The organism is Streptomyces sp. NPDC006687 (genome assembly GCF_040636215.1).
Classification (GTDB): Bacteria; Actinomycetota; Actinomycetes; order Streptomycetales; family Streptomycetaceae; genus Streptomyces.
On record NZ_JBEYJJ010000004.1, the window covers coordinates 11,782 to 33,609 of the forward strand.

Annotated in this window: 16 protein-coding genes and 1 tRNA gene; 10 read left to right on the forward strand and 7 right to left on the reverse strand. The window is 75.3% G+C overall.

All coding sequences use genetic code 11. The features are described from left to right. Positions 1 to 57: 57 nt before the first annotated feature. Complete coding sequence (gene glgX / locus ABZ716_RS06560) at positions 58 to 2,172, forward strand: glycogen debranching protein GlgX (RefSeq protein WP_358812113.1); 2,115 nt, start codon at positions 58 to 60, stop codon at positions 2,170 to 2,172. Here glgX and ABZ716_RS06565 read toward each other — a convergent pair. Continuing rightward, entirely contained in the window at positions 2,157 to 3,437 is a 1,281-nt protein-coding gene (locus ABZ716_RS06565; RefSeq protein ID WP_358812114.1) for an MFS transporter, read from the reverse strand. The genes glgX and ABZ716_RS06565 overlap by 16 nt on opposite strands. 81 nt (positions 3,438 to 3,518) lie before the next feature. Here ABZ716_RS06565 and treY point away from each other — a divergent pair, with 81 nt between their 5' ends. Together treY and ABZ716_RS06575 are read left to right on the forward strand one after the other, a co-directional pair. Next, positions 3,519 to 5,843: a malto-oligosyltrehalose synthase gene (gene treY / locus ABZ716_RS06570; protein ID WP_358957113.1), complete on the forward strand. Its 2,325-nt coding sequence runs from the start codon at positions 3,519 to 3,521 to the stop codon at positions 5,841 to 5,843. A gap of 88 nt (positions 5,844 to 5,931) precedes the next feature. Further along, positions 5,932 to 7,158, forward strand: coding sequence for a M14 family zinc carboxypeptidase (locus ABZ716_RS06575; protein WP_358957115.1), 1,227 nt, complete (start codon positions 5,932 to 5,934; stop codon positions 7,156 to 7,158). A gap of 44 nt (positions 7,159 to 7,202) precedes the next feature. Here ABZ716_RS06575 and ABZ716_RS06580 read toward each other — a convergent pair whose 3' ends face one another. Then, positions 7,203 to 7,775: a DUF1707 and FHA domain-containing protein gene (locus ABZ716_RS06580; RefSeq protein ID WP_358812117.1), complete on the reverse strand. Its 573-nt coding sequence runs from the start codon at positions 7,773 to 7,775 to the stop codon at positions 7,203 to 7,205. A gap of 109 nt (positions 7,776 to 7,884) precedes the next feature. On the opposite strand from ABZ716_RS06580, the gene treZ reads away from it, so the two are divergent. Continuing rightward, a complete protein-coding gene (gene treZ / locus ABZ716_RS06585; RefSeq protein WP_358957118.1) occupies positions 7,885 to 9,636 on the forward strand; it encodes a malto-oligosyltrehalose trehalohydrolase in 1,752 nt (583 codons plus the stop codon). 21 nt (positions 9,637 to 9,657) lie between these two features. Here treZ and ABZ716_RS06590 read toward each other — a convergent pair whose 3' ends face one another. After that, a complete protein-coding gene (locus tag ABZ716_RS06590; protein WP_358812119.1) occupies positions 9,658 to 10,809 on the reverse strand; it encodes an aminopeptidase P family protein in 1,152 nt (383 codons plus the stop codon). 160 nt (positions 10,810 to 10,969) lie between these two features. On the opposite strand from ABZ716_RS06590, the gene ABZ716_RS06595 reads away from it, so the two are divergent. After that, a tRNA-His gene (locus ABZ716_RS06595) sits at positions 10,970 to 11,042 on the forward strand. Positions 11,043 to 11,104: 62 nt separating this feature from the next. Here ABZ716_RS06595 and ABZ716_RS06600 read toward each other — a convergent pair. Both ABZ716_RS06600 and ABZ716_RS06605 read right to left on the reverse strand, forming a co-directional pair. Then, positions 11,105 to 11,860 (reverse strand): alpha/beta hydrolase, encoded by a 756-nt coding sequence (locus ABZ716_RS06600; protein WP_358812120.1) that lies wholly within the window; start codon positions 11,858 to 11,860, stop codon positions 11,105 to 11,107. Between the two features lie 171 nt (positions 11,861 to 12,031). Beyond that, positions 12,032 to 14,092: a phosphocholine-specific phospholipase C gene (locus tag ABZ716_RS06605; protein ID WP_358957120.1), complete on the reverse strand. Its 2,061-nt coding sequence runs from the start codon at positions 14,090 to 14,092 to the stop codon at positions 12,032 to 12,034. Between the two features lie 345 nt (positions 14,093 to 14,437). On the opposite strand from ABZ716_RS06605, the gene ABZ716_RS06610 reads away from it, so the two are divergent. The 5 genes from ABZ716_RS06610 to ABZ716_RS06630 all read left to right on the forward strand — a co-directional run bounded on the left by ABZ716_RS06610 (position 14,438) and on the right by ABZ716_RS06630 (position 19,989). Next, positions 14,438 to 15,460, forward strand: coding sequence for a 3-oxoacyl-[acyl-carrier-protein] synthase III C-terminal domain-containing protein (locus ABZ716_RS06610; RefSeq protein ID WP_358957123.1), 1,023 nt, complete (start codon positions 14,438 to 14,440; stop codon positions 15,458 to 15,460). Then, entirely contained in the window at positions 15,457 to 16,206 is a 750-nt protein-coding gene (locus tag ABZ716_RS06615) for a glycosyltransferase family 2 protein (RefSeq protein ID WP_358812123.1), read from the forward strand. The genes ABZ716_RS06610 and ABZ716_RS06615 overlap by 4 nt, the downstream gene beginning before the upstream one ends. Beyond that, positions 16,206 to 17,702 (forward strand): class I adenylate-forming enzyme family protein, encoded by a 1,497-nt coding sequence (locus ABZ716_RS06620; RefSeq protein ID WP_358957125.1) that lies wholly within the window; start codon positions 16,206 to 16,208, stop codon positions 17,700 to 17,702. Before ABZ716_RS06615 ends, ABZ716_RS06620 begins: the two co-directional genes overlap by 1 nt. 238 nt (positions 17,703 to 17,940) lie before the next feature. Continuing rightward, a complete protein-coding gene (locus tag ABZ716_RS06625) occupies positions 17,941 to 19,068 on the forward strand; it encodes a cytochrome P450 (protein WP_358957127.1) in 1,128 nt (375 codons plus the stop codon). A gap of 3 nt (positions 19,069 to 19,071) precedes the next feature. Then, the gene (locus ABZ716_RS06630) at positions 19,072 to 19,989 is read left to right on the forward strand and encodes an NAD(P)-dependent oxidoreductase (protein WP_358957130.1); all 918 of its coding nucleotides are present in this window, start codon (positions 19,072 to 19,074) and stop codon (positions 19,987 to 19,989) included. On the opposite strand, the gene msrB is transcribed toward ABZ716_RS06630, so the two are convergent. Further along, positions 19,970 to 20,377 (reverse strand): peptide-methionine (R)-S-oxide reductase MsrB, encoded by a 408-nt coding sequence (gene msrB, locus ABZ716_RS06635; RefSeq protein ID WP_358812127.1) that lies wholly within the window; start codon positions 20,375 to 20,377, stop codon positions 19,970 to 19,972. The genes ABZ716_RS06630 and msrB overlap by 20 nt on opposite strands. Positions 20,378 to 20,396: 19 nt before the next feature. After that, positions 20,397 to 21,791, reverse strand: coding sequence for a UDP-N-acetylmuramate--L-alanine ligase (murC, locus tag ABZ716_RS06640; protein ID WP_358812128.1), 1,395 nt, complete (start codon positions 21,789 to 21,791; stop codon positions 20,397 to 20,399). Between the last annotated feature and the right edge of the window lie 37 nt (positions 21,792 to 21,828).

The following is a 21,828-nucleotide window of genomic DNA, read 5'->3' on the forward strand; positions in this document are numbered from 1 at the left end:
GGCAGAGACGTGATCCGCGCCGGATCGACCGGACCCGAAGGGAAAGAGTCGTTGCCCATGCAGGTCTGGCCGGGACATGCGTACCCGCTGGGCGCCACGTACGACGGCGCCGGCACCAACTTCGCGGTCTACTCGGAGGTGGCCCGCCGTATCGAGCTGTGCCTGCTCCACGACGACGGTTCCGAGACCGCCGTCGAACTCCGCGAGACGGACGCCTTCGTCCGCCACGCCTACCTCCCCGGGGTGATGCCCGGCCAGCGGTACGGCTTCCGCGTGCACGGCCCGTACGAGCCCGAGCGCGGGCTGCGCTGCAACGCGGCGAAGCTGCTGCTGGACCCGTACGCCCGGGCCATCAGCGGGCGGATCGACTGGGGCGAGCAGGTCTACGGCTACCACTTCGGCCGTCCCGACTCGCGCAACGACCTGGACTCCGCGCCGCACACGATGAGTTCGGTCGTGGTGAACCCGTACTTCGACTGGGCCAACGACCGGCCCCCGCGCCACGAGTACCACCACACGGTCCTCTACGAGGCCCACGTCAAGGGCCTGACCATGCGCCACCCCGACCTCCCCGAGGAGCTGCGCGGCACCTACGGCGCGCTGGCGCACCCGGCGGTCATCGGCCATCTGGTCAAGCTCGGGGTGACGGCCCTGGAGCTGATGCCCGTCCACCAGTACGTCAACGACCACCGGCTCGTCAACGACGGGCTGAGCAACTACTGGGGCTACAACACCATCGGCTTCTTCGCCCCGCACAACGGCTACGCCTCCGGCGACCGGGGCCAGCAGGTGCTGGAGTTCAAGTCCGCGGTACGGGCCCTGCACGAGGCAGGGATCGAGGTGATCCTGGACGTGGTCTACAACCACACCGCCGAGGGCAACCACCTGGGCCCGACCCTGTCCTTCCGGGGGCTGGACAACGCCTCGTACTACCGGCTCGCGGACGATCCCCGGCACTACATGGACACCACGGGCACGGGCAACTCCCTGCTGATGCGCTCCCCGCACGTGCTCCAGCTGATCATGGACTCGCTGCGGTACTGGGTGACCGAGATGCACGTGGACGGCTTCCGCTTCGACCTCGCGGCCACGCTGGCCCGGCAGTTCCACGAGGTCGACCGGCTGTCCTCGTTCTTCGACCTGGTCCAGCAGGACCCGGTGGTCAGCCAGGTGAAGCTGATCGCGGAGCCCTGGGACCTGGGCGAGGGCGGCTACCAGGTGGGCAACTTCCCCCCGCTGTGGACCGAGTGGAACGGCAAGTACCGGGACACCGTACGGGACCTGTGGCGCGGGCAGCCGCGCACCCTGGCCGAGTTCGCGGGGCGGCTGACGGGCTCTTCGGACCTCTACCAGGACGACGGCCGCCGCCCCCTGGCCTCCATCAACTTCGCCACCTGCCACGACGGTTTCACCCTGCACGACCTCGTCTCCTACAACGAGAAGCACAACGAGGCCAACCGGGAGGGCAACCGGGACGGCGAGACCCACAACCGGTCCTGGAACTGCGGGGTCGAGGGGCCGACCGAGGACCCCGAGGTGCTGGAGCTGCGCGAGCGGCAGATGCGCAACTTCATCGCCACCCTGATGCTCTCGCAGGGCGTGCCGATGCTCAGCCACGGCGACGAGTTCGCCCGCTCCCAGGGCGGCAACAACAACGCCTACTGCCAGGACAACGAGCTGTCCTGGCTGACCTGGCCCGATCCGGGCAAACCCGCGCCTTCCCTGCTGGAGTTCACCCGGCGGATGGTGTGGCTGCGCCGCGACCACCCGGTGTTCCGGCGGCGCCGCTTCTTCCACGGCCGGCCGGTGGAGGGCACGCACGACGAGCTCTCCGACATCGCCTGGTTCACCCCGCACGGCGAGGAGATGCGGGCCCGGGACTGGCAGGCGCAGCACGCGCGGGCCCTGACGGTGTTCCTCAACGGCGAGGCGATCTCCGAGCCCGGCTCGCGCGGTGAGCGGATCACCGACGACTCGTTCCTGCTGATGTTCAACGCGGGGGCCGAGCCGCAGGACTTCACCATTCCGGCCGGGCACGGCGCGCGGTGGCGGCTCGTCGTGGACACGGCCCGGGCGGAGGTACTGCCGCCCGGCACCGGCCCGCAGTACGCGGCCGGGGACCGGGTGGCGCTCAAGGGCCGCTGCCTGGCGGTGCTTCAGCGGCCCGCGTAGCCGCCGGACAGCCCCTGGACGGCGGCGATCTCCCGCACGGGCCGCGCGCCCGTGCCCCCGGGCCGCTCCGCGGGCACCCGGGTGGCCAGGGCGATGACCAGGCACAGCGCCGCCGCGCCCACCGCGACGGCGAAGGCCCCGGAGGGCCCGTACGCCTCCGCGAGCCGCCCCGAGACGGCCAGCGCCACCGCCTGCCCGGCCACCAGCGAACTGGCGGCGAAGGCCATCGACTCGGCGAGCCGGGCCGGCTCCACCACCCGCTCGGTCAGGGCGAACGCGGTGATCAGGTGCGGGGCGTAGGCGGCGCCGAGGACGGTCACGACCGCGTACAGGGGCCACAGCGTCTGGGTGAACAGCAGCGGCACCGACAGCACCAGCGCCGCGCCCGTCGCCGTCCGCCAGCGCAGCCGCAACCCGTAGCGGGCGGGCAGCGCGCCCAGCGCGAGGCCCACTGCGGCGCTGACGACGCCCATCGCGGCGTACACGAGGCCCGCCTGACCGGGGACGCCCAGGGCGGCGGTGAGGGAGGCGATCCCGGCCTGGCAGGCGCCGAACATGGCGCCCTGGAGGGCGAGGGAGCCGCGTACGGCGTGGACCACCCGGGGCTGACGGGGCGCCCCGGCCCTCCTGCCGCCCGCCCGCCGGGGGCCGCCCGCCGTGACGGCGGCCGTCGGGTGCAGGGCGTAGGCGGCGCCGAAGACGGCGACGAGGGCGGCCGCGCCGCCGAGGGCGACGGCCGGGTGCAGGACGAGCGCGGCGAGGCCGACGAGGGCCGGGCCGAAGACGAAGGAGACCTCGTCGAGGGTGCCCTCCAGCGAGTGCACCGCCCCCACCACCCCCTCGCCGGCCCCCGCCCGGTGCGCGAGCGCCACCGAGCGGGTCCGGGCGAGCGGCCCGATCAGCGGTACGGAGGCCCCGGTGACGGCGCCCAGGGCGGCGAGCGGGACGGTCGCCAGGCCGGCCAGGGCCCCGGCGACCAGGGCGGTGGTGGCCACGGCGTTGACCGCCGCCGCGGCGAGGACGACGGGCCGCTGCCCGTGCCGGTCGGCGAGCCGCCCCAGGACGGGCCCGCAGACCACCTGGCCCGCGGAGAGGCAGCCCCCGACGATTCCGGCGGTGGCGAGGGAGCCGCTGGTCCGCGCCACCAGCAGGACGCTCCCGAACTGCGACATCGCGACGGGCAGGCGGGCGAGGAACGAGACGAGGGGAAGGAGGGGCCCGGTCAGGGCGAGGACGTGTCGGTAGGTGCTCACGGGGGAAGCCACTTGATCGACATTACGTGGCGCAGTCACCCGGATGCATTGGGTCATGGCACGGAATCGCGCGGGCTGGGTACGTACGTTCTCATGAGCCAGCGGAATTCAATCAGCCCCTCGGAATCCGACGTGCCGGCCACCCCCGACGTGCCGACCGCCCCCGCCGTCCCGGCGTCGACCTACCGTCTCCAGCTGACGCCCGCGTTCCCGTTCGCAGCGGCCCGGGCCGCCGTACCGTACCTCGCCTCCCTCGGCGTGTCGCACCTCCACCTGTCCCCCGTCCTGGAGGCCGTGCCGGGCTCGGCCCACGGGTACGACGTCACCGACCACGGGCGGGTGCGCGAGGAGCTCGGCGGGGAGCGGGAACTGCGCGCCCTGGCGGCGGCCGCGCGGGAGCGGGGGCTCGCCCTCGTGCTCGACATCGTCCCGAACCACATGGCGGTGCCGTCGCCGCTACGCCTGAACCGGCCGCTGTGGGAGGTCCTGCGGGAGGGATCCGGCTCACCGTACGCGCGGTGGTTCGACATCGACTGGGAAGCCGGCGGCGGGCAGGTGCTGCTGCCGGTGCTCGCGGAGCCGGACGAGCCGTTCACGGTGGACGCCGGGGCGGGCCTGCTGCGGTGCGGGGAAAGGGAGTTCCCGCTGCGCGAGGGGACGGCCGGGCTGCCGCTGCCGGAGCTGCTGGCCGCGCAGTGGTACCGGCCGGCCTGGTGGCGCGAGGCCCGCACCTCCCTCAACTACCGCCGGTTCTTCACCATTTCGGACCTCATCGGGGTCCGGGTGGAGGATCCCGAGGTCTTCGCCGCCACCCACGCCAAGGTGCTGGAGCTGGTCCGCGACGGGGTCGTGGCGGGCCTGCGCATCGACCACGTCGACGGACTGGCCGACCCCGGGGAGTACCTGCGGCGGCTGCGCTCGGCGGTGGGCGACGGCTGCTGGGTGGTGGTGGAGAAGATCCTCGCCCGCGAGGAGGGCCTGCCGCCGTCCTGGCCGGTGGCGGGCACCACCGGCTACGACGCGCTGCACCGGGTGGACGGGGTCCTCACGGATCCGGCGGGCGCCGCCGAACTGGCCCTCACCTACCAGGAGTCGACCGGTTCGCCCTCCTGGGGGGAGACGGCCTCGACGGCCGCCCGGGAGGTCCTGACCGGAGACCTGGCTGCCGAGCTCAGCACACTGGAGCGCTGGGCGGGGCCGGAACGTGCGCCGGCCGTCAGGGAGCTGCTGATCGCCTCGCCGGTGTACCGGACCTACCCGGGCGGCCCCGGCCCGGACGCGCGGACCCTGGAGCGGGCCGCCGCGCGGGCCGGGACGGCCGCGGTGGACGGCGTACGGGAGCTGCTGGAGCGCGACCCGGCCTTCGGGGCCCGCTTCGCCCAGACCTCGGCGGCCCTGCGCGCCAAGTCCCTGGAGGACCGGGCCTTCTACCGCTGGGCGCCGCTGCTGTCGGCCACGGAGGTCGGCGGGGAGCCGGGGACCCCGGCGGTAACGGTGGAGGAGTTCCACGCGTACTGCGCGGAGCGCGAACGCCAGTGGCCCGCCTCGGGCACGGTGCTGTCCACCCACGACACGAAGCGCAGCGCGGACGTCCGGGCCCGGGTGGCGGCGCTGTCGCAGGACCCGGAGGCGATGGTGAAGCCGGGCGGCGGTGCCGGGCCCGGGCGCGGCGCGTCCGGCGCCGCCGGGTCCGACCCGCAGCTGGCCTGGGTGGCCCGGCAGAGCGCGCTCGGGCTGGGCGACGTCCCCGAGCGGGGCCCCCGGCTGGCGGCGGCCCTGCTGAAGGCGGCCCGGGAGGCGGGGCTGCGCACCTCCTGGACCGACCCGGACGAGGCGTACGAGGCGGGCATCGCGCATCTCGTCCCCCGGGAGCCGGTGGAGCTGCCGCCGCACCTGGAGGAGGCGGCCCGGGCCAACGTGCTGGGCATGACCCTGCTGCACCTGACGATGCCGGGCGTGCCGGAGGTCTACCAGGGCTCCGAGACGGAGCTGCGCGCCCTGGTGGACCCGGACAACCGCCGCCCGGTCGAGTTCCCCCGCCGGACCCTGGACTCGCTGGACGCGGGCACCGCCCCGCTGACCCTCGCGGAGGAGAAGCTCGCCCTGACGGCCGCCCTGCTCCGGCTGCGCCGCTCCCGCCCGGCCCTGTTCCGCGGGTACGCGCCCCTGACGGCCCGGGGCCCGGCCTCCGGCCACTGCCTGGCCTTCGCCCGCCCGGGCGGCCTGGTGGCGGTGGCCACCCGCCTGTCCCACCGCCTGGCACAGGCGGGCGGCTGGCGCGACACCACCCTCTCCCTGCCCCCGGGCCGGTGGCTCCCGGCCCACGGCCCCCGCCCCGCCGCCCCGCACGAGGGCGAGGTCCGCCTCGCGCGGCTCCTGGCGTCGGCGCCGGTGGCCGCACTGGTGAGGGCGGACTGACGGCCCCGCCGCCGCACCGGCACAGAAGTTCGGGGCAGTAGGGCGGGGGCCGGGCGGGCATGGCATGGGGGTGAGCCTCCTCCGTGACATGCCCTATCCCGCCCCGCACGAACTCGCCCTGGCCGCGCGGGCGATGGCCGACGAGTACCCCGGCCGGGCACGGCTGCGCCAGGTGGGGCAGTCCCGGGGCGGGCGGCCGTTGTGGGTGCTCTCCGTGGCGGGGCGGCGGGGCGGGGGTGAGGTGCTGGTCGTCGCCGGGGCACACGCCAACGAGCCCGTCGGCGGGGCGACCGTGCTGGAGCTCGCCCGGCGCGTGTGCGGGACGCGGGGGGACGGGACGGGGTGGCACTTCCTGCTCTGCGCCGACCCCGACGGCGCGGAGCTGCACCGCACCCCGCGCCCGCACTCCCTCCTCGACTACCACCGGCACTTCTACCGGCCGCCCGGCCCCGAACAGCCCGAGTGGGCCCCGTCGTGGCTGCCCCCGGACCGGCTCCCGCCCGAGACCGCCGCACTGACCGGGCTCATCGACGAGCTGCGTCCCGTCCTCCAGGTCTCCCTGCACGGTACGGACCTCGGCGGCTCATGGGTCCAGCTCACCCGGGACCTGCCCGGGCTGGCCGAACCGTTCGGGAAGTCGGCGGCCGAACTGCGGATCCCCGTGGAGACCGGGGCGTCCGACGCCGCGGGCTGGGCCTCCCCGGGCCCGGGGATCTTCGTGATGCCGGAGGCGGGGGCCGGAGCCGGGCACGCCGAGGACACCCGGCTGAGCACCTGGTGCCACCGCGAGACCACCACCGCGATCGTCGAGGTGCCCATGTGGGCCTCCCTCCTGGTGGGCGATCCCGCCCCGCACCCGGACCCGCCGGGAGCCCTGCGGGCGCTGGCCGGGCGGCTGACCGGGGAGGCGGCACGCGTCGCCGAGCTGCGCGAGGGGGTGGGGGCGGACGGCCCGGACGGCGCCGCGCTGCTGCGGGCGGTGGACTGGACGCTGCTGCTCATCCCGCAGGTCACCGCCGGATGGACGGGGCCCGGCGCGGTGCCCGTGACCCCGCCGGCGGGGACCACGGCAGCCCTGGCCAGCCTCGACGCCTTCGGGAGGCGCCTGCCGCTGCGCGCCGCCGCCATGCTGCTGCGGGTGGCCCGGGCGCAGGGGCATCCGTCGGCGCAGGGCCTGGACCGGCTGGTGACGGGGTGGTGCGAGGAGTTCTCGTCCCGCTTCCGGGCCCGCCGGCTGCCGCTGGCCACCCAGGTGGAGCACCAGTGCCGGGTGGTCCTCGCCGCCCGGCGGTGCCTTCGGGCGGGCGGGGCGTAGCGGCGCCCGGACGGGGCGTAGCGGCGCCCGGGCGGTCGTGCGGATCACCCAGCGGTCAGCCGGAAGGACATCCTGCCGAACCCCACCAGGTCCCCCACCCGCACCACGGCCACCCCCGTGACCCGGCGCCCGTTGACGGTGGTGCCGTTGGTGGAGCCGAGGTCCTTGAGTAGCCACACCCCGTCCCGCAGGCTCAGCTCCGCATGGGCCCGCGAGACGGTGTCATGGCTGAGCCGCAGCCCGTTGCCCGGGTCGCGGCCGATCCGCAGCGGGCCGGCGGCCGGATGCGGGAGCAGCAGCTTCGGCAGCCGTTCGGCCTGCCAGGCCCGCCGGACCCCCGCCGAGACGGCCGAGGCACGCCCCACCCAGCCGAACAGCCGGTGCGTCCAAGGACTTTCGGCTCCGAGCGGCTCCTCGCGGGTCTGGAGGTCGGCCAGGAGCACGGCCAGGTCCTCCGAACGCCGGGCGACCAGCGCGAGTTCCATACGGCGCAGGAAGGTGTCGTGCGACAGCCTGCCCAGCGCCGCGCCTTCCCGGAGCTGGCCCAGCGCCCGGTCCCGCTCCGCGTCGGAAAGCCGCGGGGCGGGGTAGACGGGGAACTCGAAACTGGATGTCACAGGGTGATTGTCGGCCCGTCGGGTGCGGAGTGTCCAGAACTCCCCCGCCGGGCCCGGAATGATGGGCACGATACGCATGCCACGTCGGCCGAGGACAAGGGGACCGTCCGTGCAGTTCGAGGTGTGGGCACCGCTGACAGACCGGGTCGCGCTGCGGCTGAACGACACCGACTACGAGATGACGCCCGATCCCGCCCCCGACCGGGCGGGCTGGTGGACCGTGGCGGCCCCGGCGGCCGACGGCGACCGGTACGGGTTCCGGCTGGGCGGTGATCCGGCCGTCCGCCCGGACCCGCGCGGCCGGCGGATGCCCGACGGCACGGAGGGCCTGACCGCCGTGGTCGACCTCGCCCCCCTCACCCCGCGCGGCGCGCCCCCGCGCCTCCCGCTCCAGGACGCGGTGCTCTACGAGCTGCACGTCGGCACCTTCACCCCCGAGGGCACCTTCGACGCCGCGGCCGCCCGGCTGGGGCACCTGACCGCGCTGGGCGTGACGCACGTGGAGCTGATGCCGGTCTGCCCCTTCCCGGGCCGGCACGGCTGGGGCTACGACGGGGTGGCGCCCTGGGCGGTGCACGAGCCGTACGGCGGTCCGGCGGGGCTGGCCCGGTTCGTGGAGGCGGCGCACGCGGCGGGTCTGGGGGTCGTACTGGACGTGGTCCACAACCACCTGGGCCCCTCCGGCAACCACCTCCCGTCCTTCGGACCGTACTTCACCGACACCCACCACACGCCCTGGGGCGCGGCGGTGAACCTGGACGCGCCGGGTTCCGACGAGGTGCGCGCGTACTTCATCGGCAGCGCCCTGGCCTGGCTGCGGGACTACCGCATCGACGGGCTGCGGCTGGACGCCGTGCACGCGCTGGCCGACGGGCGGGCGCTGACCTTCCTGGAGGAGCTCTCGGCGGCCGTGGACTCCCTCGCCGCCGAGTCGGGGCGCCCGCTGTTCCTGATCGCCGAGTCCGACCAGGGCGACCCGCGCCTCACCACACCCCGGCCGTCCGGCGGCCTCGGGCTGCACGCGCAGTGGAACGACGACTTCCACCACGCCCTGCACACCGCGCTGACGGGTGAATCCCAGGGCTACTACGCCGACTTCGCCACCGCCCCGCTCGCCGCCCTGGCCAAGACCCTGACCCGGGCGTTCTTCCACGACGGGACCTGGTCCTCCTTCCGGGGCCGCTCCCACGGCCGGCCGGTGGACCGGCGCCGGACCCCCGCGCACCGTTTCCTCGGCTACACACAGACCCACGACCAGGTCGGCAACCGGGCCCTGGGCGACCGCCTCTCGGCCTCCCTCTCCCCCGGTCTGCTGGCCTGCGCGGCCACGATGGCGCTGACCGGGCCGTTCGTGCCGATGCTGTTCATGGGCGAGGAGTGGGGGGCGGGGACGCCCTGGCAGTACTTCACCGACCACCCCGATCCGGAGCTGGCCGAGGCCGTCCGCACGGGCCGGCGGCGGGAGTTCGCGGAGCACGGCTGGAAGGCGGAGGAGGTGCCCGACCCGCAGGATGCGGCGACCCGGGAGCGGTCCTGCCTGGACTGGTCGGAGCCGGAACGGGAGACGCACGCCCGGCTGCTGGAGTGGTACCGGACGCTGGTCCGGCTGCGCCGCACGCAGCCGGACCTGCGCGACCCGGACCTGGCGGCGGTCCGGGTCGCCTTCGACGAGGAGCGCCGGTGGCTGACGTTCCGGCGCGGTGACGTCCGGGTGGTGGTGAACCTGGGGACGGAGCAGGTGACGGTGGCGCTGGGCCGCAACGGGGTGCGGGTGCTGGCCGCGTGGGAGCCGGTGGAACGGCCCGGCCCCGACGGGCGCATCCGCGTACCGGGCGAGTCGGCGGTGGTCCTGGGCCCGTAGTCCCGCGCCCGCGTACGGCCGCTACTCCACGACCGCCATCTCCCGGGGGGCTTCGTTGAGGCGGCGGCCGCCGTCCTGCGTGACCGTGACGATGTCCTCGATGCGGACGCCGAAGCGGCCCGGCAGGTAGACGCCGGGCTCGACGGAGAAGCACATGCCGGGGACGAGGGGCTGCTCCTCGCCCTCGACCATGTACGGCGGCTCGTGCGTGGTGACGCCGATGCCGTGCCCGGTGCGGTGGATGAAGCGGTCACCGTAGCCGAACTCGGTGATGACGGCGCGGGCGGCCCGGTCGATGTCCTGGCAGGCCGCGCCGGGGCGGACGGCCGCGAAGCCGGCCTGCTGGGCCTCGCGCACGATGTCGTGGACGCGCTGCTCCTCGGCGGTGGGCTCACCCACATGGACGGTGCGGGAGATGTCGGAGCCGTAGCCGTGCTTGAGGCCGCCGAAGTCGAGGACGACCATGTCGCCGCGCCGGATGACGCGGTCTCCGGCCTCGTGGTGCGGGTTGGCGCCGTTGGGGCCGGAGCCGACGACGGTGAAGTCGACCTGGGAGTGGCCGTGGGCGCGCAGCAGGCCGGCCAGGTCCTCGGCGACATCGCTTTCCCGCCGGCCCGCGAAGGGGACGTGCAGGATCTGCGCGTAGGCGGCGTCGGCGGCGGCGCCCGCGGCGGCGAGCCGGGCCAGTTCGCGGTCGTCCTTGACGGCGCGCAGCATGGGCAGGGCGGTGGTGAGCGGGGCGTAGGAGGTGGTGGGCAACTCCCGCTGGAGGCCGAGGAGATGGAGCGCCCAGGTGTTGTCGCTGACGCCGAAGCGGCCGCGGGCGTCGAGGAGCGGGGCGGTGACGGCGTACGGGTCCTTGCCGTCGGTCCAGTCGCGCAGGGTGAGGGCGCCCGCGCCGGGGGCCTGGGCGGCGTCGGGGGCCTCCAGGGCGGGGACGACGAGGACGGGGTCCTGCCCGGCGGCGAGGACGAGCAGGGTCAGCCGCTCGGTCTCGGCGGTGGGGCGGTATCCGGTGAGGTGGGCGAGGTCGGGCCCGGGGGCGATGAGCAGCCCGGCCAGCCCGGCGTCGGCCGCGGCCCGCGCGGCGGCGGCCATGCGGGCGGCGTAGTCGGCGGTGGTGAAGGGGGCCGGAGCGGGGTGGGCGGGCTCGGGGCTGGATGCGGTGGTCATACGGCGATCCTCCCGCGAGGCCCCCGCCCGGCGCAGCGACCGCGCCGGACGGTCTCCGGACGCGGGGCGGGGGCGGCGGGGCGGGGCACGTCGCGGAGGTGCCCGTCTGATCGGCTATGCTGTGTTTGCACGACGAACGGGTGGTCCGCCGCCCTTCGTGGTGGGTGTAGCTCAGTTGGTAGAGCACCTGGTTGTGGTCCAGGTGGCCGCGGGTTCAAGTCCCGTCACTCACCCTTTTCCGTCCCGTAGGGGTACGAGGTCCGCCTCGTACCCCTACGGGCGTTTGTGCCGCCGCTCAGCCGCGGAGGAAGGTCTCGACCTCCGTGACGAAGGCCACGGGCGTCTCCTGGGGCGGGTAGTGGCCGGCGCCCGGGAGCGTGATGACCGTGCAGTGCGGGTACCACGCCTGCCAGGTGGCGCGCATCACATCGGCTGTGAGGGCGAGGTCGTACTCCCCCACCAGGACCAGCACCGGCACCGTGTTCCCCTTGACGGCGGAGGACAGGTCGCGGGGCTGCCAGTCGGCGAGGTATCCGGCGAACGCCTCGGGCCGGGAGTCGGCCAGGGAACGGGCCACCATCCGGTCCAGCCAGTAGCGGCTCGCCCGGTGGCCGGTGACCAGGTCGAGGATCGCGCGGCGTTTGGCGGGGTCCTCGGCGGCACCGTAGAAGAGGGCGTGGGTGGCGTCGTCCATCTCGTACGGCGCGGCGGGGACCGGGCAGAGGCCGATCAGCTTCTCGATCCGCTCGGGAGCCCGGGCCAGGACCTGCTGGGCGGCCTTGCCGCCCATGGAGTGGCCGAGCAGGGAGAAGGTGTCCCAGCCGAGCTGGTCGGCGAGTTCCAGGACGTCGTCGGCGATCTCGGGAAGGGTGTGGCGGCCGGGAACGTCACGGCGCTCGCCGTAGCCGCGGTAGTCGAGGAAGGCGTACGAGAACCCCTCGGGGTCCATGGAGTCCAGCGCGGAGCCCCAGTGGGCGGAGGTCCCGAACCAGTCGTGCAGCACGATGACGCGGACGGGGCCGGTGCCGATCCTGCGGTGGGCGATGGCCATGCGTTCTCCCTCGGTGACGGGCGTGCGGAAACCGACGCCGACGTTCTGCCCATCGGCCCCGCGCTCACACCGCGCCGCCGCGACCTGGCCGCCGCCCCCCTGCGCCCGCGGCCGCCGCCCCGGGCCTCGCGGTCCCGGGGCGGCGGCCGGCGCGCGGGCCGGGCGTCCGGGTCAGACGGTCTTGATCGCCGGGTCCGAGACGCCGGGAGCGCCCGTCTCGACGTGCCCCGCGAAGCGGCGCAGGAAGGTGCTGTCCGCGTCGGAGACCACCGTCACGTCGTACCAGCGGCCCGAGCCGCGCAGGTCGACGGTGTAGGGGACGGTGGCGCCCGGGTTGACCTTGAAGGTCTGGGCGAGGCCGCCGTAGGCGTTGGTGACCGTGAGGTTCACCGCGGCCGAGCCGCCGTTGGCCAGGCTCAGGTCCAGGCTGCCGGTGGAGTCGTTGTGGCGGGCCGTCACCTCCGGGCCCGCCTTCTTCGTCGGGCCCTTCCAGGTGCGCAGGAAGCCGTTGGGACCCCACACCGTGAGGTCGATCTTGTTACCGGTGCTGCTGCTGGTGCTCCAGGTGTCCGAGAGGGTCTTGCCCGCCTCGACCGTGTAGGGCCAGGGGCCGTCCGTGCGGTTGCCGGAGGTGGTGTGGAAGTGGGCGCCGAGCTTGGGGCCCGAGGCGAAGGTGAGCGTGAACTTGCCGGTGGAGACGGTGCGCGTGCCGTCCACGTACGGGCTGTAGCCCAGGGCGCGGGTCGGCTTGGAGCCGGCCTCCTGCTTGGGCAGGGTGCCCGTGGCGGGCGGGACCGGGTGGTAGGAGGGGTGCGTGTTGTGGTCCGGCGGCACGTAGCCCGCGGTGGACGGCAGGGCGGCGGGGGACGCGTCGGCCCGGGTGAAGTCGAACGCCGAGGTGAGGTCGCCGCAGACGGCCCGGCGCCAGGGCGAGATGTTGGGCTCCTGCACGCCGAACCGCTTCTCCATGAAGCGGATCACCGAGGTGTGGTCGAAGGTCTCGGAGCAGACGTAGCCGCCCTTGCTCCACGGCGAGACCACGATCATCGGCACGCGCGGGCCCAGGCCGTAGGGGCCGGCCGTGTAGCCGGCGCTGCCGGGGTACAGGTCGCGGGTGACGTCCGCCGTGGACAGGCCCCACGCGGAGGAGGCCGGCGGGTACGGGGGCACGACGTGGTCGAAGAAGCCGTCGTTCTCGTCGTAGGTGATGAAGAACGCCGTCTTCGCCCACACCGCCGGGTTGGCGGTCAGCGCGTCCAGGACCTGGGAGATGTACCAGGCGCCGAAGTTGACCGGCCAGTTCGGGTGCTCGCTGAAGGCTTCGGGGGCGGCGATCCAGGAGACCTGCGGGAGGGTGCCGCCCACCACGTCCGCGCGCAGCTTGTCGAAGTAGCCCTCGCCGGCCTTGGCGTTGGTGCCCGTACGCGCCTTCTCGTACAGGGGGTCGCCGGGCTGGGCGTTGCGGTAGCTGTTGAAGTACAGGAGGGAGTTGTCCCCGTAGTTGCCGCGGAAGGCGTCCCCGATCCAGCCCCAGCCGCCGGCGGCGTTCAGGCCGTCGCCGATGTCCTGGTAGATCTTCCAGGAGACGCCGGCGGCCTCCAGGCGCTCGGGGTAGGTCTTCCAGCCGTAGCCCGCCTCCTGGTTGCCGAGGACGGGGCCGCCGCCGGTGCCGTCGTTGCCGGTGTGGCCGGTCCACATGTAGTAGCGGTTGGGGTCGGTGGCGCCGATGAAGGAGCAGTGGTAGGCGTCGCAGACGGTGAAGGCGTCGGCGAGGGCGTAGTGGAACGGGATGTCGTTCCGCGTCATGTACGCCATCGTCGTGGTGGTCTTGGCGGGCACCCACTTGTCGTACTTGCCGTTGTTGTACGCCTGGTGGCCGCCGGCCCAGTCGTGGTTGAGGCCCTCGACGAACTGCATGCCGAGGTCGTTGACCTGCGGGTGGAAGGGGAGGATGTCCTTCGTCCCGTTGGACTGGTAGAAGACCGACTTTCCGTTGTCCTGGAGTACGGGCCGCGGGTCCCCGAACCCCCGGACGCCCTTCATGGAGCCGAAGTACTGGTCGAAGGACCGGTTCTCCTGCATGAGGACGACGATGTGCTCGATGTCCTGGATGGTTCCGGTGCTGCCCTGCGCCGGTATGGAGGCGGCGCGGGCGATGCTCTCGTTCAGCATCGCGGCGGCGGCGGTGCCGCCGGCGATCTGGAGGAACCTGCGTCGGTTCAGTTCAGCCATGGTGTGACGACCTCTGGGGGTGGAGGGGGGAGCCGGGCGCCCCAAGGACAGCGGCCCCGGGGTACCGGACGGAGATCCCCGTCTGACGTCGGGCCGTACAGCGGGCGAACGAAAGGCCCCGGAGCGCACCTCCCGAAGCGCCCGCGCCGGCCTCCGGAACGGTTCGCGCCACGACGGTAAGGGGAAGTGACCGCCGAGCGACAGACCCTGACGGCACGTCAGCCGGCCTGAGGGAGGGGTCCGGCGCCTGGGGTGGTGTACGGGCACCTACTCAGCACACCCCCGGAGGCGATCTGAGCACCCGTACTCAGGACCCGGCCGCCCCGCGCCGCCATCGTGGGGGACATGTCACTACAGCCTTGTGATCCGCCCCGGCGCGCCGGCATCACCGCCGTCGGCAGCCTGTTGCCCGAGGACGTGCTGTCCTCCGACGACCTCCAGCGGGAGGTCACCCGGCGCAGCGGTATCGCGCTGCCCGCGCGGACGCTGTCGCTGGCCACCGGGATCGTCTCGCGGCGGGTCGCGGCCGAGGGCGTCTACGCGTCCACGCTCGCGGCGGGGGCCGCCCGCCGGGCGCTTCACTCGGCGGGACTGGACCCGCTCGATGTGGACCTGCTGGTGTTCGCCTCCGCCTCGCGGGACCTGGTGGAGCCCGCCACCGCGCACATCGTGCAGGCGGAACTCGGATCGCGGGCGCACGCCGTGGACGTCACCAACGCCTGCAACAGCTTCGTCAACGGTATCGACCTCGCCCGCAGCATGGTCCTGGCCGGCCGCTCCCGCCGGGCGCTGGTGGTCACCGGGGAGACCCCCAGCCGGGCGGTGCGCAAGGATCCCGCCTCCTTCGCGGAGTTCCGCGGCGCCTTCGCCGGCTACACCTTCGGCGACGCGGGCGCGGCGGTCGTCGTCGAGGCGGTGGAGCGCGGCGGGATCCTGGACGTGGACTGCGAGACGCATTCGGAGCACTGGGAGGTCGGCGGGATCCCGGGCGGCGGGTCGCGGCACCCGCGCGGGGACGCGTACACCTACTTCCGGGGTGACGGACACGAGCTGCGCGGGGTGTTCGAGAAGGTGGGCACAGCGGTCGTCGACCGGACGCTGCACCGCGCCGGCATGGACTGGGACGGCTTCGCGAAGGTGCTGGTGCACCAGGTGACGGTGCCCTACCTGAAGCGGTTCGCGGAGCTGACCGGGGTCCCGGAGCACAAGCTGGTGGTGACGGTGCCGGAGCTGGGGAACGTGGCGAGCGCGAGCATCGGGGTGCAGCTGGACCGGGTGTTCGGTGAACTGGCTCCCGGGGAACGGGTGCTGTTCGTCGGGCTGGGCGGCGGGATCAGCATCATGACGATGGTCTGGGAGAAGTCGTGAGCGGCGGCCGGATGTGGGTGGTGGTGCCCGCGCACGAGGAGGCGGCGCGGCTGGGGGGAACGCTGCGGGCGCTGGCCGCGCAGCGGGACCGGGACTTCACCCTGCTGGTGGTCGACAACGCCTCGGCGGACGCGACGGGCGCCGTCGCGCGGGAGTTCGCGGCGCGGGCGCCGTTCCCGGTGGAGGTGATCGAGGAGCCCGAGAAGGGGGTCGGCTCGGCGGTGGACACCGGGTTCCGGTACGCGATCGCGCGCGGCGCCGGCCTGCTGGCCCGGACGGACGCCGACTGCCTGCCCGGGCCCGGCTGGACGGGTGCGGCGCGGGCCGCGCTGCTGGCCCGGCCTGGGCTGGTGTGCGGGCGGATCACCGCCCGGCGCGACGAGCACGGCCCCCTGGGCCGGGCCGCCTTCGCCGCCCTGGTGGGGCTGGCCGCGCTGTTCGGGCGGCTGCGGCCGCAGCACGCGCGCCGGCACGGCTACCGGGCGCCGTACCGGATGCACGCGGGGAACAACATGGCGATCACCGCCGAGCTGTACCTGGCGGTCGGCGGGATGCCCAGGCGCCCCTCGCCGACGGACCGGCTGTTCCTGAACGCGGTCCGCCGCCACACCGACCGGATCTCCCGCTGCCGGGGCATGGTCGTGGAGAACTCCACCCGCCGGCTGCGCGCCTACGGGCTCGCCGGCACCGCCCGCTGGTACCTCGGCCGGGGCAGCGGCACGCACGGAACGGACGACCCCCGCTGATGCTGGACCGACTCGATCACGCGCTGCGTACCCGGCCCGAGCGGCCGGCCCTCCTCACCGCCACCCGCGGCGGCGCCACCCGGGTGCGTGCCACCCGGGGCGAACTGGCCGCGCTGGCGGACGCGTTCGCCGCAGCCCTGCACGCGCGGGGGCTGCGGCCCGGGGACACCGTCGGGGTGGCCGTACGGCCGGGGCCGCGTGCGCTGGCGGTGCTGCTGGCGCTGTGGCGGCTGGGGCTGCGCGGGGCGGTGCTGGACCCGGGGGCCGGGGCGGAGGTGCTGCGGGCCCGGCTGGAGCTGGCCCGGCCCGCGCTGGTGCTGGCGGACGCCGCCGCGCAGGCGGTGGCGGGGTGGGCGCGGCCGCTGGCCCGGCGGGCCCGGCTGGAGCTGCCGGAGCTGGCCTCGCTGGGGCCGGTGGCCACCGTCGGGCCCCGGCTGCCGGGGTGCGCGCCCGCCCTGGACCTGGGGGCGTCCCGGGCGGGGGTGCCGGCCGGGTACGAGGGGGACGGGGACGCGGTGGTGGTGTTCACCTCCGGGACCACCTCCCGGCCTCGGGCGGTGGTGCACACCCGGGCGGGGCTGGCGGCGGGGATGGAGACGGTGTCCGGGCTGTTCACGGCGGACTCCCCGGGCGGGGGCTCCGCCGGGGGGCCCGTCCTGGGCGGGACCTTCTTCGTCCTGGTGCCCTCGCTGGCGCAGGGCGCGCCGGTCGCGCTGCCGGCCCGCTCCCCCGCCGTACTGGCCCGGCAGCTGGCGCGGCTGGCTCCCCGGGACACCTACCTGACCCCGCCGCAGCTGCGGGACGCCCTGGGGGCGGGGGCCCGGTTCGGGGGGCGGGTGTGGACGGGTTCCGCTCCGGCGAGCGCGGCCCTGCTGGGGCGCATCCGGGCGGCGGGGGCGCGGGAGGCGTGGGGGGTGTACGCGCTGACCGAGCTGTTCCCGGCCGCCGCGGTGGAGTCCCGGGAGAAGGCCGCCTTCGGTGAGGCCGGGGACCTGGTGGGCGCCCCGCTGCCCGGGGTGCGCACGGCCGTGGACGCGGAGGGGCAGCTGCTGCTGACCGGGCCGGCGGCGCGGGACCGCTATCTGGGTGAGGAACCCGATCCGTGGGTGCGTACGGGCGACCGGGCGCGGCTGGACGGGGCGGGGCGGATCGTGCTGGAGGGGCGCTGCAAGGACATGGTGCTGCGGCGGGCGGAGAACATCTACCCGGGGCTGTACGAGCCGGGCCTGCACGTGCCCGGGGTGGAGCTCGGGGTGCTCGTCGGGGTTCCGGCGGGCGACGGGGACGAGCGGCTCGTGGCGGTGGTGCAGCCGCAGCGCGGGGTGCCCGAACCGGCGCTGCGCGCGGCCCTGTCGGGGCCGTTGCGGGCGATGGGGACGGCCCGGCCGGACGCGCTGCTGTTCGCGGACATCCCCCTGTCGGGCCGCTCGCGCAAACCGGACCGTGCGGCGGCCTCGGCCCTGGCGGCGGCCCGGCTGGGAAGGGGGGCGGGATGAGCCGGGGGGTGGTGGTCCGGGCGTACGACGAGGCCGGCCCGCCCGGGGAGACCCCGGCGGCGGCCGCGCGACGGCTGGCCGCCGGCACGCTCCGACGGGCGCCGCGGCCACGACCTCGGCATCACCGCCGGGCCGCACGGGCGCTGCGGCGGCTGCGTTCCCGGGGTGCCGCGCGCGCCCTGCTCTGGTACCGGGACCGGTGTGACCGGCCCGCCGACACGGAAGAGGTACACGTCAGATGAGCACCCCTCAGCGCCGGGCCCGCAGCCGGGACCGCCGGGTCTACCTGGGCAGCCATCCCCTGCTCTTCGGGCTGCTGGCGGCGACGCGCGGGCGCGGGGTGCGCCGGCTCGGCGGGACGGTGCTGGTGCACGACGCGGAGGCGTACCGGGAGGCGCTGATGCGGCTGCCGCTGGACCGGACGGCGGCGGGAACGACGGGCGGGGCGGCGCGCGAGGCACTGGGCGGCGCCGGCGGCGTCCTGTTCGACCAGGAGGGCGGCGGGCACCGGGCGGACCGGCGCGGCCTGTCCGAGGGGCTGGGCGCGGCCGGGGTGGAGCGGCTGCGGGAGGTGTGGCGGCCGCTGCTGGTGCGGGGTCTGGCGCCGCTGGGCCGGGGCGGGGAGGTCGAGGTGGTGGCCCTGGCGCGGGAGCTGGCGGGGTCGGTGGTGTGCGCCCTGCTGGACTGCGCGGCCGACCCGCGCGCCCTCGCGGAGGCGGCCGCCGAGGCCGCGGCGGCCTCGGTACGGGACCACCTGCCGGGCCCGCCCAGGCCGGGCGCGGCGGCGGAGGCGGCCCGGGCGGCGGAGCGGCTGCGCGGGCTCCTGGGGGACGCGGACCCCCTCTCCGCGATGCTCGCGGTGGCGGCGGTGAACACCACGGTGGCGGCGTTGCCCCGGGCGGTGGCGTGGTGCGCGGACGCGGGGCTGTGGGAGCAGGCCGCGGACGCGGAGCTGCGGCCCCGGCTGGCCGGGGAGCTGCTGCGGGTGACGGCGGCCTCGCCGGTGCTGCCCCGGGTGGTGGCGGCGGACGGGGTGGTCGGGGGCTGCCCGGTGCGCGGCGGGGACCGGCTGCTGCTGGTCGCCCGGCACGCGGCGCGGGCGCACCGGCGCGACCCGGACGGCCGGGCCCCGGCCGGGCCGGCGGTGGCGCGGCTGGTGTTCGGGGCGGGCCCGCACGCCTGTCCGGGCGCCCGTCTGGCGACGCTCCAGCTGGCCGACACCCTGGCGGCCCTGGCCCCGTACCGCCCCGTGGTGACCACCGCCCGCCCGGCCCGCCGGGCGGCCCTCCCGGGCTGGCGCACCCTGAACCTGAGAGCGACCGGCCACCCGCGCCCCACCACTCCCCCCTCCCTCAGGAAAGGCTGACGCATGAGGATCGCCGTCACCGGGGCGAGCGGGTTCTGCGGGGGCCACGTCGCCCGTGCGGCCGTCGCGGCCGGGCACTCCGTGGTGTGCCTGGGCCGCAGACCGGGCCCGCTGGGCGCGTACCGGTACTGGGACGCCGCCGTGGCGGAGCCGGACCTGTCTGGGGTGGAGGCGGTGGTGCACTGCGCGGCGGCGGTGGGCGATCCGGCCCCGGGCTCGCGGGCGGAGGCCGCCATGCGGGCCGTCAACGTGGACGGCACCGCCCGGCTGCTGCGGGCGGCGGCGGGCCGGCCGGTGGTGTGGGTGAGCAGCGCCAGCGTCTACGACCCGCGCCGGGACCGGTCCCGGGTGACGGAGGACCACCCCCGCGCGCACCACCTCAACGCCTACGGCCGTACCAAGGCGGAGGGCGAGGCCCTGGCCCTGGCGGCGGGCGCGGTGGTGCTGCGCCCGCGCGCGGTCTACGGCCCGGGTGACACCCAGCTCCTGCCGCGCCTGCTCTCCCGCGTCCGCGCCGGGACCCTCTTCCTCCCCGGCCCGGACGTCCGCCTCAGCCTGACGGCGGTGGAGAACCTGGCCTCCGCCTGCCTGGCGGCCCCGGGCTGGACCCCGGGTGCGTACAACATCGCGGACGCGGCCCCGTACGGCCGGGACGCGGCGCTCACGGCGGTCCTCCACGCCCACGGCGTCCCCGCCCGCATCCGCCACCTGCCCCTCCCCCTGGCCACGGCGGCGGCCCGCACGGCGGAGGCAGCGGCCCGCCTCACGGGCGGGGAACCGCCCCTGAGCCGCTACGCGGTGGACCAGCTGGCCCACCCGGTGATCCTGGACCTCACCCGCTCCCGGACCCAGCACTGGACCCCCCGCCACACCCTGGAGGACTACCTCGGGTCCTGCCTCCTCACCCCTCGGACGGGGTGAGGCGCAGGGAGATCGAGTTGATGCAGTAGCGCTGGTCCGTGGGGGTCGGGTAGCCCTCGCCCTCGAAGACGTGGCCCAGGTGGGAGCCGCACTTCGCGCAGAGGACCTCCGTGCGGACCATGCCGTGGGAGGTGTCGGCCCGCAGTTCGACCGCGTCGGAGTCCTTCGGGTCGTAGAAGGAGGGCCAGCCGCAGTGGGACTCGAACTTCTCCGTCGAGCGGAACAGTTCGGCGCCGCAGCCGCGGCAGGAGTACACGCCCTCCGTCTTGGTGTCCGTGTACTCGCCGCGGAAGGCCGGTTCGGTGCCCGCGAGGCGGAGGACCTGGTATTCGGACGGGGTCAGCTCCGCCTGCCACTGCTCGTCCGTCTTCTGGACCTCGTACGCCATGACGTTCCCGCTCCCTCGCTCAGTCCGACAGGCGGGCGAGGATCTGCGGTCCCAGATCCGTGACGTCGCCCGCGCCCATCGTGAGAACGAGATCACCGGGCTTGGCCATTCCCGCGATCACGTCGGCGACGGCGGCCTTGTCGTGTTCGGGGGTGACGTCGGCACCGGCGGCGCGGGCCGCGGCGATGATGATCTCGCTGGTCACGCCGGGGACCGGGTCCTCGCGGGCCGGGTAGATGTCGAGGACGACGGAGGCGTCGGCCAGGGCGAGGGACTGGCCCATCTCCGTGCCGAGCTCCTGGGTGCGGGAGAACAGGTGCGGCTGGAAGACCACCAGGATGCGGGCGTCTCCGGCGGCGCCGCGGATGGCCTCCAGGTCGGCGGTCATCTCGGTGGGGTGGTGCGCGTAGGAGTCGATGACCTGGACCCCGGCCGCCTCGCCCTTGAGCTGGAGGCGGCGCTTGACGCCGGTGTACTTGCCGAGGGCGGAGGCCAGGTTGTGCGCGGGGATGCCCAGGGCGACGCCGGCCGCGAGGGCGGCGACGGCGTTGTGGGCGTAGTGGCGGCCGGGCACGGAGACGGTGAAGGTGAGCGGGCGGCCGTCGAGGAGGACGGTGACCTCGCTGGTCAGACCGCGCGGGGTGATCTTGGTGATACGGACGTCGGCGGTCTCGTCCTCGCCGTAGGTGACGACGGTCAGGCCGTCGCGGTCCGCGACGCGGCGGGCGATCTCGGCGGCGCCGGCCTGGCCGTGGGCGACGACCAGGGTGCCGCCGGGGACGACCTTGCCGACGAAGGTCTCGAAGGACTCGTAGATCTCCTCCATGGACGCGTAGTTCGCGTGGTGGTCGAGCTCCGCGTTGAGGATGATCGCGACCTGCGGGGTGTACTTGTGGAAGCTGCGGTCGCTCTCGTCCGCCTCGGCCACGAAGATGTCGCCCTCGCCGTGGTGGGCGTTGGAGCCGGGGGCGTCCAGGTCTCCGCCGATGGCGTAGGAGGGGTCCAGGCCGAGCGCCGAGAGGGAGACCGCCAGCATCGAGGTGGTGGTGGTCTTGCCGTGGGTGCCGGCGACCGCGATCGGGCGCAGGCCGTCCATCAGGGCGGCGAGGGCGTCGGAGCGGTGCACGACGGGGATGCCGAGCTCGGCGGCCCGGGTCAGCTCCGGGTTGTCGGCGCGGATGGCGCTGGAGACGACCACGCAGGTGGAGTCGGGGGCGAGGTGGCCGGCGGCGTGCCCGATGTGGACCGTGGCGCCGTGGGCGCGCAGGGCCCCGGCGGTCTCGGAGTCACGGGCGTCGCTGCCGGCCACCCGCGCGCCGCGCTGGGCGAGGATCTTCGCGATGCCGGACATGCCGGCGCCGCCGATGCCGATGAAGTGGGGCCGTTCCATCGCGGTCGGCAGGCCGGGCTTCATTCAGGTCGCTCCAGGATCGAGGGTGTTCGGCGGCCCC